This window comes from Pedobacter sp. GQ55, assembly GCF_059758925.1.
Map to the genome: position 1 here is coordinate 49705 of NZ_JCAXEI010000016.1, position 13569 is coordinate 63273.

The 13569-nt window shown below is 38.1% G+C and carries 8 protein-coding genes and 1 riboswitch; of the genes, 3 read left to right on the top strand and 5 right to left on the bottom strand.

From position 1 onward, the window contains the following. Positions 1-163 precede the first annotated feature (163 nt). A riboswitch (cobalamin riboswitch) is annotated at positions 164-354 on the bottom strand. A gap of 103 nt (positions 355-457) precedes the next feature. Continuing rightward, positions 458-1111: an SCO family protein gene (locus tag AC6CH7_RS25080; RefSeq protein WP_498265324.1), complete on the top strand. Its 654-nt coding sequence runs from the start codon at positions 458-460 to the stop codon at positions 1109-1111. Positions 1112-1113: 2 nt separating this feature from the next. Next, positions 1114-1536 (top strand): c-type cytochrome, encoded by a 423-nt coding sequence (locus AC6CH7_RS25085; RefSeq protein ID WP_498265325.1) that lies wholly within the window; start codon positions 1114-1116, stop codon positions 1534-1536. Positions 1537-1660: 124 nt separating this feature from the next. Here AC6CH7_RS25085 and AC6CH7_RS25090 read toward each other — a convergent pair whose 3' ends face one another. Genes AC6CH7_RS25090 through AC6CH7_RS25110 form a run of 5 tightly spaced genes read right to left on the bottom strand, consistent with a single transcriptional unit; the run spans position 1661 to position 10521 of the window. After that, positions 1661-3310, bottom strand: coding sequence for a glycoside hydrolase family 32 protein (locus AC6CH7_RS25090; RefSeq protein ID WP_498265326.1), 1650 nt, complete (start codon positions 3308-3310; stop codon positions 1661-1663). Positions 3311-3366: 56 nt separating this feature from the next. Next, a complete protein-coding gene (locus AC6CH7_RS25095; protein ID WP_498265327.1) occupies positions 3367-5085 on the bottom strand; it encodes a RagB/SusD family nutrient uptake outer membrane protein in 1719 nt (572 codons plus the stop codon). A gap of 17 nt (positions 5086-5102) precedes the next feature. Beyond that, positions 5103-8183, bottom strand: a complete 3081-nt coding sequence (locus AC6CH7_RS25100) for a SusC/RagA family TonB-linked outer membrane protein (protein ID WP_498265328.1) — start codon at positions 8181-8183, stop codon at positions 5103-5105. A 42-nt stretch (positions 8184-8225) separates the two neighbouring features. Further along, on the bottom strand, positions 8226-9143 hold the full coding sequence (locus tag AC6CH7_RS25105) for a PfkB family carbohydrate kinase (protein WP_498265329.1): 918 nt from the start codon (positions 9141-9143) through the stop codon (positions 8226-8228). A gap of 10 nt (positions 9144-9153) precedes the next feature. Next, complete coding sequence (locus AC6CH7_RS25110; protein WP_498265330.1) at positions 9154-10521, bottom strand: sugar porter family MFS transporter; 1368 nt, start codon at positions 10519-10521, stop codon at positions 9154-9156. 251 nt (positions 10522-10772) lie between these two features. Between AC6CH7_RS25110 and AC6CH7_RS25115 the strand changes: the two genes are divergently transcribed. Continuing rightward, positions 10773-13568 (top strand): hybrid sensor histidine kinase/response regulator transcription factor, encoded by a 2796-nt coding sequence (locus AC6CH7_RS25115; protein ID WP_498265331.1) that lies wholly within the window; start codon positions 10773-10775, stop codon positions 13566-13568. The last annotated feature ends 1 nt before the right edge of the window (position 13569 follow it).

Genomic DNA, 13569 nt, shown 5'->3' on the forward strand with positions numbered 1-13569 from the left:
TGCTATAGAAATAAAGAAGATTAAGAAAGGAAAAGATGTACTCAAGGTGCCGCCATCTCGCACGCAGAGAGATCTCTCTTGACATAAACAAGGGATATCTCCTACCGTAGATATGACGGACGTCAATACATCATACCTGACTTGTGCTTCAAATCGCGAAAGCATTGTCAATTCGGTGAAGGCAGGTCTCCTGACTTGTAACATTTTTACCATCCTTCCCATTCCATGACTGGAACAGTGGATATTCTAAGGGTAAAAACCTATGTGTTACTTACAGTTGCGCGACAGTTCGTGATTTACACACGATTCCCTATTAATCTACAGTTAAGTAAAACCTCTCCGGTTGATGAAGAATTAAAGTAAAGAACTTATAAGCTGCAAACTTACATTTTATTACCCACACATTACATATTATTTTTTGAGTAGTGTACCTTTGCAACATTCTAAAAGCATTATTATGAAATTTAACCGATCCATTTTATCCGCATTTTTATTTGGCACTGTAGTGTTTCTGGCCTCTTGTCAGGACCAAAAAAAGCTTCCTATTTTAGGCCCCAGAGAAGCAGCAACAGTTAAAAATGCAGATGGATCAGCAAGCGTTGATACGGTATACAAAACTATACCTGCATTTAGCTTCTTAAATCAGGACAGCACCCTCATTAACAACGATACTTTTAAGGATAAAATTTACATTGCTGATTTCTTCTTCACTTCATGTACAACAATATGTCCTACCATGCACCGCAACATGAAAACCATATTTGACAAATACAAAGACAATCCTGATGTAATGTTTCTTTCGCACACCATTGATTTTAAATACGACCACCCTTCAGTGTTAAAGAAATATGCGCAAAAGCTAGATGTAGACGGTCCAAAATGGCAGTTTGCTTATGGTTCAAAAGACAGCATCTACAAGATTGCTGAAAAGGATTATCTGGTTGCAGTAATTGAAGACAGCACTGCTAAAGAAGGATATGTGCATCAGGGCTGGCTAATCTTAATTGACAAACAAAAACGTATACGTGGTGCTTATGACGGAACTAACCCGGAGCAGGTTGCGCAGCTTACCAAAGATATCCCGGTTTTACTAGCAGAAGATAAGAAGTAACCATGCGTAAATTAATATTAGGCACATTATTTTCGATCACAATTGCTACAATGGTCTATTCTTGTCAGAGCTCGGAGCAACTAAAGCAGGACATTTACTATGCAAACGGCCGTGATCTTTACATTAAGCATTGTCAAAACTGCCATGGCTCAAAAGGAGAAGGATTAAATGCTTTGGCTCCGCCTCTTTCAGACACTGTTTTTCTAAAGGAAAACAAACAAAAAATAGCTTGTTTCGTTAAGAATGGCGCATCAGGCCCGATTACTGTAAATGGCAAAAAATATGATGGAAAAATGCCTGATTTTGCTACCCTGGCAAACATAGATATTGCTCAAATAGTTGTTTACATAACCAACACATACGGTAATAAACAAGGAATGTATACTCCAGAGCAAATAGCAGAAGATTTAAAAAACTGCAACTAATTCTGAAGTCGTCTTAAAGCTACCCTCTTAATGCAGTCGTCTCTCGTTAAAGCAGTCGTCATCTCTCACATTCGTTCGAGATGACGACGTGTGCTATAGCATGATTATAGCATGATGCACTAAACTATTTCCAGATAGACTTAGCTGAATACACTTCCAGATTTTTAACATCAATATTGTTCCCCCAGAAATGGAAACCCTCTTTATTATCAGTAACCGGTTTTCTTTCCATTGAATAAGAGTAAGCACCTCCATCAATAAACACCTCTATAGAGGTCTTGTCTATATAGATATCGGCTGTCAATTCCATGCTTGTCATATCGTCAGGCGAATAAAAAACTCCATTAATTGTATTATTGTTCATATCATAATCAATGATGCGCTGACCAAATAAATTAAACCCGGCACTAGTTGCATGCGAAAGCTTAAAGGTGGTTTTAATGCGTATTTTATCAGCGCTATCGAATTCCTTAAGCTTCTGATTTGCATCATCAGATTTTAAATCAGCCCATTGATTTGTGCGGTCAAACAATTGTTCAGTTTCTTTTATAGGCATACTAAATACCCTTACCCCGTTTTTAGTTGAGTTAAGTTTTAATTCAGTAGGCAACAGCATCATGTTGTTAAAAGGCATATCGGGTTGAGCTATTCTTCCCCATCCTATCTGGATACGTCTGCCATCACTTTCCGGAATGTTGGTATAGGTTTGGGCAGCATATATCGACCCTGTGGAATAAAAATATTTACCTGCTTCAGGCGTAAAGGTTTTTCCATCAAATGAACCAATCATATAGGTACCAGATGCACCATACATTACCCACTTGGTTTTATCCTTATTACCATCAATAGGTAACTCAAAAAGTTCAGGACATTCCCAAAATCCGGTGACATGGCTTTCGAAGTTCCATTCTTTTAAATTTTTTGAAGTGTAAATAGAGTGTCCGTCACGTTCGTTTAGTACCATTACCCAATGTTTACCTGGCTTGTACCAGAAAACCTTAGGATCACGGGTATCTCTGCTATTCCATTTTTCTTTAGAATCTATAACAGGATTCTTTTCATACTTAGACCAGGTACGTCCTTTATCCAAGCTGTAAGCAACACATTGAATCTCTCTGTCTGAATTATCAGCTGTATATAAAGCAACCATTGCAGGAGTATTCCCTTTGTTGAATCCGGCGGTGTTGTCATAGTCAATCACAGCAGAGCCTGAAAACATGGTTCCTAAATTATCGGGGTGTAAGGCTACTGAAAGCTCATCCCAATGTACAAGATCTTTACTTACTGCATGCCCCCATGACATATTTTCCCATTCTCTTTCATAAGGGTTATGCTGATAAAAAAGATGGTATTCACCTTCGTAAAATATTAGTCCATTTGGGTCATTAATCCATCCTCTTCTTGTTGAAAAGTGAAACTGAGGGCGATTTTTCTCATGGTACAAAGAATCCTGACCAGCAATCTTATCGTCCTGATAAATTTTGCTAAGTCCTGCTCCATCCCCATCATAACTTATTTTAATGGTTTTACCTTTAAAGGACGATACATCTGTAAAAACCCAATATTCAGGTTCGCCCGGTGCCAGTCTGATCTTAAATGAACGCTCCAGTTTACCTCCTATTTCAAACTTCATTGTTCCCCTATCCTGGCGTTGAGATATAGGTAAGTTGAGGTATTTCTTAGTGATCTTAATAGAAATATCTGCTGCAAAAATTGAGGCACTACAGTACAACATTAGCCCCGTGGTAAGTATGGCTTTTAAAATTGATTTCATCGTTTAGTTATTTAGGTTGAATTGTATGTTTATGTAATTATAATATTTTAAATCCACTACCAGCCCTTATTTTGTTGGTATAAGCCCTTACTAAAATTAACCTGATTTAATGGAATTGGAAAATATTCATCTCTCGCGGCTGTAAATTTAGCATTGGCCAAATGGTTGGCTCTTGATTTTTCTAAGTTAAAATAAGCATTCATCGTTTGCGCTGCTACACCCCAGCGTACCAGGTCAAAGAAATGATAGCCTTCAGTTGCAAATTCAATCCTCCTTTCAAAGCGAAGCGCCTTTCTGGCATATTCCTGAGTCCAGGTACAGTTTATGCCCGGCTGGTATAACTGAACATTATAGTTTGAGGTTGGATTTCCATTTGCAAGTTTAAGAAGCGCTTTACTTTTTGATGAACGGTCTCTTACCTGATTTATCAACGGATAAGCCTCATCCTGTCTACCAAGTTCAATAAGAGCTTCAGCTTTCCAAAGAAGTACATCTGAATAACGGATAATCTCCCAGTTTTTAGCGCTCGACATAAATGGCGGAATTTTCTGAAAAGAAGCATCACCAGGCAATACCGCTTCTTTTAAACTTGCGAATGCATCATAAACTGCAGGGGCTCTTGCCCAAAACCGTTCAAAAATAAAATCTGTTTTATACTTAAAAGGAGCTCCCGGTTTAGCAACTGTATGGTCTAAACGAGGATCAAAAGTGCTGGTCTGAAAATCAAGTGACGCCGCAACATCAACATCGTTGTAGGTACCAAACATTGGTAAACCATTTGCATCAGTTTTAAATGAGTTAATCAAATCATGGCTAGGTACATTGAATCCGCAGCAGCCATAATCCTGGTTCATTGGGTAGTTAAGTGCGTGTCCGTAATCAAGTCTTCCTTTAGGTGTTCCATCATCTTTCGAATACTGAATAGCAAACACAGACTCTGGTCCGTTTTCAGTTGTAGACAAAAAATTATTAGCAAAATCATCACTTAAATGATATCTGCCCGATGCAATTACCTCATCACATAGAGCATTAACTTCTGTTAATTTTTCAGTGCTTATGGAAGTTACTGTATTGCTTTCGTCCTGAATATACGCCTGATATAAAAGCGCTTTAGCTAGATAAGCCTTTGCAGTAAATTTATTTGGCCGACCTTTATCACTTTGATCCGGTGGAAGTACAGCAGCTGCATCTTTGAAGTCTGATGCAATCTTGTCCCACAACTCTTCATTACTTAATGCCTTGTTAGAAACAGTTGGATAATCTTCTTTTACAAGCGTTTCATCAATAAACGGTACATATTTAAAAAGGATTTTAAGCAGGAAGTAATAGTGCCCCCTTAAGAATTTTAGTTCTCCTTGCCTTTCTGCTTTTTTAGGATAATCCGCGTCAGACAAAGCATTTACTCTTTTTAAGGCATCATTAACCCTTCCAACACCCACATAAAGTCTAAACCACAACTGATCTAACAAGCCATTATCTACCCGATTTGTAACAAAGGTTTCAAAAAGATGGAATTCAGACAAATCTCCAGGTCCATCTCCTCCTTTATAAGTATCTCCACCTCTAACACTGCCGTATGGCCACATGCTCGAATAAGGTGAGGTATAATGGTCGTTACCTAGAGATGAGTAAGCTGCAATTACCATCTTGTCAACATTTTCGGGAGTATTTAGTTCTTCACCAGAAGCAACTCCCTGTGCTGGTTCGTCAAGTACCTTTTTACAAGACGTAAGAAGGACACCAAGAACCGCTAGTGTATATAATAATCTTTTCATGTTCTGTTATTTTTAGGTTACAATGTAATGTTCAGGCCAATAGTTCCTATTACAGGCACTGGAAATCCATAATTTGGAGTTTCCGGATCGGTACCGGTAAACGACTTACTCTTAATCGTAAATAAATTACTTCCCTGTATAAATACACGGGCATTCTGAATTCTCGACTTAAACACCCGTTTAAGGTTATAGCCCAGCTGTAAGTTTCTTAATTTTACATAAGAACCGTCCTCAATAAAATAGGTTGATGACCTACCTTCGTTATTATTATCAATTAAGGTAAGCGCAGGAATGGTTGAGGTTGGGTTAGATGGAGTCCATCCCTCAAGAGTTCTTTGGCCCCAGTTTGTTCCCGTCCACAAGGATGAAAAATCAGTATAGGTCTTAAATTCATTTGTTACTTTGATACTAATTGCCTGTACAAAGAAGCTAAGATCAAAGTCTTTGTATGTAAAAGAAGCGTTTAGCCCACAGGTGAACTTAGGACTTGCATTACCTATAAAATCTCTGTCCTTATCATCTATAACATTATCTCCGTTTAGATCTTTATATCTGATCCGGCCAATTCCTTTACCGGGCTGAGCCGCTGAAGAATTTACTTCGTCTGCATTTTGAAACAAGCCATCGGCTATATACCCAAAGAATGAATTAATTGGTCTGTTCAAAACAGTTTTATCGGTTCCGTTACCTGGGTAAGAAGCTAAAACATCCTCTGGTAAATAAGTAACCTCATTTCGGTACAATGAAAAATTCCCCGTCAGATTCATTGAAAAATCATCAGAAAACTTGTTATCGTAAGACAGTAAGGCATCAAATCCTTTGTTACGCATCGAAGCCCCATTGATGTATTTACTACCTCCATCACCCAAAACAGCCAGATAAGCCGGTTTAATTAAAATATCGGAGGTATTTTTAACAAAATAATCAAATGAACCTGTGATTTTGTTGTTTAACAAGCCAAAATCTAAACCGAAATTAGATTCCTGTAAAGATTCCCATTTCAGGGCATTATTCCCCCTTTGTATTGAAGTAAAACCTGACGGCAACTGTCCGGAACCACTGCCTGTAATATCATATGCACTTCCTGCATCAAAATCCCATGTCGGATCCATACCGTATATAGCGGCATATAGCGCTCTGTTAGCATTATTCGGAATTTCCTGATTACCAGATTTACCCCAGCCATATCTGAGTTTTAAATCAGAAATAAATGGAAGTTCTTTCATAAACTCTTCCTCACTTACGCGCCATCCTGCAGAAAATGCGGGGAATGTACCATAGCGGTTATCTTGTCCGAAACGCGAAGAACCATCTCTCCTTACGGTAGCTGATACAATATATCTGTCATTAAAAACATAGTTTACTTTTCCAAAATAAGAGAGTAGCGCATTTCCGGATCCTATTCCCTCATTTAAGGTATTACCTGTTGCAGCGCCCAGGTAGGCATAATCAATAGTTTCTAAGGCTAGGCCTTGCCTGCTGGCAAGGAATGATTGATTGATGTTCTTAATTTGCTCATGACCAAGCAAAAATTCTACCTGATGTTTATTACTGGTTAGTTTGTAGTTCAGCGTGTTTTGCCAAACTATGTTACCATCGTAATTTTGTGAATTGGTAACCTGATTAGACGGATCTGCTAAAAATCCGGAGATGTATGATTTACGCAATGTCCTTTGGTAAGTTCCATTATAATCTACGCCCAGGCTTGTACGTAAGTTTAATCCAGGGATAATACTATAATCAGCATATACATTTCCCATAATACGATAGAAACTGCTTGAATTTTGTCCGTTATCTTCTATCAATCTCACAGGGTTCTGTCTGTCAGTCATCCCCGAAGCAGGACCACCCCACCCACCATCTACAGTGTGTATCGGCACAATTGGCTGCTGTACAAGGGATGCAAACAGAATATCACTAACTGGGGTAAGTGCATTTTTAATGTAACTGGCGGTAAGATTTTCTCCTATTTTAAGCTTGGAATTTAAAAAATTAAAGTCGGTGTTTAATCTGGCTGTAAACTTGTCGTTTTTAGAAGACTTTACAATTCCCTTGTTTTGGTAATAGCCTAAAGAAAACATGGTATTCCCTTTTTCGTTACCATTGCTCAAGGCAACATCATATGATTGAATAATTGAATTTTGGGAGATGGCATCAAACCAATCTGTATTGGCAGGCCTCATGGTCTTGGCGTTATCAATAAATTCAGGATAAATAACTTTATTTAAAACTGGGTTATTCACATCATTATTCCAGTCAAACTGATAGATCTGATGCTTATTCGGATCCGCTTTATCATTAACGGCTGCCTGCCAGTAAGCCCTGCCTCTGCCTTCTGCATCCAGGGTTTTTAATTTTGTAGCATAGTTCTGAATAGAAGCAGAAACATTTACGTCAATTTTTGAATATCCGGCTCTGGCTTTCTTAGTAGTGATAATGATTACCCCATTTGCAGCTCTTGAACCATAAATTGTAGATGAAGAAGCATCTTTTAAAACCTGAATAGATTCAATATCATTAGGATTTAATTCCTGTAAACCCCTCTTTGATGGTACACCGTCTATTACATAAAGTGGATCATTGTTACCTAAGGTTCCGATACCTCTAATCCTCACAGTAGCACCGCCTGATGGAGAACCATCTGTAGTAATAAAAACTCCCGGCACCCGTCCTTGAAGAGACTTAACAGGATTCCCAACTGGTATATCCTTAATGCCTTTCACGTCTACAACATTTACGGCCCCGGTAATATCCTTCTTGCGTTCCTTCTGGTATCCGGTTACTACTACCTGATTCAAACTGGTACTTGCAACATTAAGTTTGATCTGAATATTTTGAGCGTCGGCAGTAACCGTATAACTATATGGATCCGCGCCCATATAAATAAACTTTATGGTTTGTCCATTCTCTGCGTTGATCTTGAAATTCCCATTCTGATCAGTAAGCACGGTGGTTTTAGTGCCTGGAATTGCTACTGTCACCGCCTCTAGAGGCACTGATTCTCCATCAGTTACCTTTCCGCTAATGACTCTGGTTTGCCCAAAGCTCGCGCTTATCGCTATGAGCAGCAAGCTGCATAGCAAGAAAAATTTTCTCATGATTTATTTGGTTATGGTTTAAATATTTGGTTGTTGTTTAGGTTATTTAGGTTTAAATATTTGATCTCTGAACTGAATATACTCTGCAATATCATACTGAGGACAGCCTCCTTTTTTGGTTGCAATAAACCCGCCCATGGCTATTGCTTTCATTAATATATCTTTAGGTTGATCTTTAAGGTAATGACTGGCAATAAAAGCAGCCAGAAAAGAATCACCACTACCAATCGTATCAGTTACTTTTATCTCGTTTCCCCAAATATGATGTGCCTCATCATCCTTGTAATACGATGCACCAAACTCTCCTTTAGTAACAACGATTTCGGGAACATTAAAACGGTTTTGAATAAACTTAACCATCTGTGGTTCTCCTTCAAATGAACCACTAAACATGGTTTGAACCATACTAAGCTCCGATTCATTAAACTTCACAATGTCTGCTTTAGTTAATAGAATTTCTAACAATGAATGATTAATAAAAGGCGGACGAATATTGATATCAAAAACTTTTATTGCGTCAGTATCCAACAATTCGATTAGTGTATTTCTGGAGATATCATTTCTCGAAGCAAGACTACCATAAACGAAATATTTTGATGGCTTTATTTGTTCCTTTAACTTATTTGCTTCATCAATAAAATCCCAGGCAACCGGAAAAACGATCTCATAAGTTACCTCATTTCCATTGTTCATTCTAGCAAGTACTTCACTGGTAGCGTGCTCTTTATCAGTTTGCAGGAAGCTCTTATTAATCCCCCAATTGCTCATCAATTCTTCCAACTTATGCCCATTGTTGTCATCACCAATTCTGCTAATCAAGCCAGATGCCATACCCAATTTATTGAGGTGATAAGCAACATTTAAAGGTGCACCACCCGGCTGAGGACCATCAGGCAAAACGTCCCAAAGTATTTCTCCATAGCACACTGCTTCTGCTGTTAAAGATGTTTCTTGTTTCATGGTTTAGAATTTAATGTAAAACAATATTGTCGCCGATGCTCTCCAATGATTTCCCTTTCGTTTCAGGCATAAAGCGCCATACAAATAACAATTGTAAAACCATCATGGTGCCGAAAAAGCTAAAAGTTACCGCACCTCCAAAAGTTTCGGCAAAATAAGGGAAGTAAAAAGCAACCAGAGCGGCCATTACCCAGTGCGTAGAGCTACCTAAGGTTTGCCCCTTGGCCCTCACCTGATTTGGGAAGATCTCCGAAATAAACACCCAAATAACTGCTCCCTGAGAAAATGCAAAAAAAGCGATAAACACCATCATATAGATGGGAATAGCCATGCCACTAAAACGCTCGGTATAAAATGTAAAGGCCACTAAAAATAAGGAAGCAATAAGGCCAAATGACCCGATTAACATCAATACACGGCGACCAACTTTATCTATAAAATTTAAAGCTAATAAGGTAAAAGCAAAATTAATCAGCCCAATTCCAACTGTAGATAACAGCGAGGAATGTGCGCCAAGTCCGGCCATTTCAAAAATCCTGGGTGCATAATAGATAATGGCATTAATACCTGACACCTGATTAAAAAAGGCAAACAGCACCGCAAATATCACAGGTTTCGAATACTGACCAGAGAATAAGCTTTCATTGTTTTTTGAAGATTCTCCCAGTTTCTTTTCTGATCCTTTAATGGCCGCTAACTCCGCTTCACAGTTCAGCGGATTAATAATCCTCAGTATTTCCAATGCCTTTTCAGTGGCTCCTTTTTTAAGGATAAGCCAACGTGGACTTTCAGGAATAAACTTAATTAGGATCAGGAAAACTAAAGACGGTACCGCTTGCACACCCAACATCCAGCGCCACGATGATTCTCCACCCTGGCTAATCAGGTAATTTGAAAGGTAAGAGATCAAAATTCCAAGTACCACGTTAAACTGGAACAATCCTACCAAACGGCCGCGTCTGTCGGCCGGCGAAATCTCCGATATATAAATTGGAGCAGTTACTGAAGATGTCCCAACTCCCAAACCTCCGATAAATCTAAATACAAGAAAAACATACCAATTATCTGCCAACGCAGTTCCTAATGATGACAACAAGTAAACTACCGCAACAAAATACAAAGTGTTTTTACGGCCGAACTTATCAGATGGTCTTGAACCAAGTAATGAACCTATCACTGTGCCTATTAAAGCTATTGAAATGGTTAGACCATGTTCAAATACAGAAAGATTCCAATATTGTTGAATTGATTTCTCGGCCCCTGATATCACTGCGGTATCAAAACCAAAAAGAAAGCCGCCTAATGCTACTACTACCGACCAGGCAAGCACTGAATTTTTTTTCATGAAGTTCGATTTATAAATGGTTAATGATTGCAAATTAGAGGTAAATCGGAAGTAGGTGTTATGATTCTTACATCAAATTCTTTAAAAAATCAAACACAAACAAAGTAATTGATAATCAGTTAGTTAAGAATAAATAAAAGAAGTAATTTTCCTTACATTAAATCTGGTTACATAATTCTTTAACTCTCGTTACACTGCTTATTGCAGCTGCATGTTCGAAATTTTAAAATGAGGTATATAATTTATAGCTTTAATGATTACTACTTAGTTTCCAACCAACTCAAATGAGCAATTCAGTCAATTTTAAAAGTCTTTTTAAATACCAGATTACAATGCTGATCGTAATTGTATTCGGGCTGATTTTACCTTTAATAGGATGCTCGGATAAAAAGGAAACAAGGGAGTATAAAATAGGCTTTTCGCAATGTGTTGGATCCGATTTGTGGCGAAAAACAATGCTCGATGAGATGAAAACCGAGCTTTCGCTACGTCCTGGAACTAAATTAAATTACGCGGATGCCAATAACAGCAGCAGCAAGCAGATAGACCAGGTAAAACAAATGATCGAGGAAGGTATCGATTTGCTTATTATTTCTCCAAACGAAGCCCTTCCCTTAACTAAAATCGTCGAGGAAACATATAATAAAGGAATTCCTGTAATTGTAATCGATCGTAAAACTTCCTCACCTCTTTATACCGCTTATGTTGGTGCAGAGAATTATCAGGTTGGTAAAATTGCAGGCGAATATCTGGCGAACAGTCTAAAAGGCTCAGGAAATGTTGTAGAAGTAATGGGATTGCCCGGCTCGTCTCCTGCCATTGAACGCGACAGAGGATTTATCGATGCCCTTAAAAAGCATCCTCAAATTAAAGTAACTGGTCAGTTTTATGGCGACTGGCTTGGTGAAAACACAGAGGTTCAACTGCTTAAAAACAAGGATAAACTTAAAAATGTTGATGCCATATTTGCGCATAATGATGTAATGGCAACAAGCACGCGCAGGGTACTTCAAAAACTTAACCTGAATAAGCACATACAGGTTATTGGTGTGGATGCCTTGCCTGGCAATGGTGGTGGACTAAACCAGGTAAGCAACAAAACGCTTACTGCCAGCGTACTTTACCCTACCGGGGGTAAAGAAGCTATTAATATAGCCGTGAGGATCTTGAACAGAGAATCATTCTCTAAAGAGAATATCCTACAAACTGTAGTTATCGATAGTACCAACGTACAGTTGATGAAACTTCAATGGGCAAGAATAAACAGCCAGCAGAATGATATTGAACGCCAACAGACTTTACTGGCAGACCAATTCAAGATATATAATAGCCAGAGGTTGGTCTTGAATTTCATTGTGATTACACTTGTGTTAGCGGTTGTGTTCGGGGGGCTCGCCTTTCACGCTTTGTTAGAGAATAGAAAAATTAATAAGAGTCTGGAGCAAAAAAATGCTGAGATCTTAAACCAACGCAATCAGCTGATCGAAATGTCGGAAAAAGCTCAGGCAGCAACAGAAGCTAAACTTAATTTTTTCACCAATATATCTCATGAATTCAGAACGCCACTAACGCTAATCTTATCACCCCTGGAAGATCTGCTTAAAAATGAAAGGTTAAAAGTATCCGCCGATAATAATCTTAAGCTAATTAATAAAAACGTGTATAGGCTACTTCGGTTAGTAAATCAATTGATGGATTATCGGAAAATTGAGCATAAGAAATTCAAGCTGCATGCCACTGCCAATAACATAATAGATTTTATAAAAGAGATACTGGATAGCTTTAAACACAGTGCTGAAAAACGAAATATAGACTTAAGACTGGTGATTAAAGAAAGTCCGCGTGTAGTTTGGTTTGATGTAAATATCCTGGATAAAGTGATATTTAACTTACTAAGCAATGCTTTAAAATTTACAAGCGACAATGGCAGAATATACATCACAATAAGCAAAACTGAAGACAGTGTTCATATTGCTGTAGAAGATAACGGAGTGGGAATGACTGATGTTGAGCTAAAGCATATTTTTGATCAGTTCTATCAATCGGATGTAAATTACAGCAGAGGTTCAGGTTTGGGGCTATCCCTTTCAAAAGAATTAATTCTTTTACACAAAGGCAGTATCTCTGTAAGCAGCCAAAAGTGGCAGGGAACTACGTTTACAATAGCACTGCCTTTAGGAGATACTCACCTTACTCCCGAAGAAAAAGTTGCACAGGAACAGCAAAGTGCAAAGCTTTATGATCAGATAAAAATATACACTACCGAACATGATCATCCAATAATTAAAGAAAAAGATCGTGCATTTGAGCACATTAAAGATCAATCCATATTAATTATTGAAGACAATCGGGATCTCCTGGATTATTTAACGGGCAAATTTGAGGGAGCCTATGAAATATTTACGGCATCTACAGGTACGAATGGATTAGCTGAAGCATATGAAAAAATTCCGGACCTGATCATTACCGATGTAGTAGTACCTGGCATGTCTGGCAAAAACCTGACTCAGCAGCTCAAATCTGATATTCGTACCTCACACATTCCAATTATATTATTAACTGCGCAAGGCAGCATAGAACAGCAAGTAAATGGAATACAGAGCATGGCAGATGTATACATTACCAAACCATTTAACTTCGAATACCTGCAAGCAAATGTAGAAAACCTGATTAAGAACAGGGTTATCTTAAAAGAGCATTATACAAGTGACATCTCCTCATCAGGTACTAAAAAGGCAACTACAAATGTAATTGACAAGAAATTCTTAAATGATTTTGCCGGCATTGTGGAACATAACCTCAGCAATGAACATTTCAGCGTTGATGACATCAGCAAAGCAATAGGTATATCCAGAGTTCAGTTGTACCGTAAAATTAAAGCTTTATTAAACTGTAGTATAACTGACTATATTCTAAACAGGCGACTTAAAAAAGCTAAGTACTATTTAAACAACGAAGAGTATTCCATTTCCGAAATCACTTATATGGTTGGTATATCCTCTCCTACTTATTTCTCCACCATTTTTAAGAATAAATACGGAATGACCCCTACTGAATATAAAAAGACACGACTTCAATAGC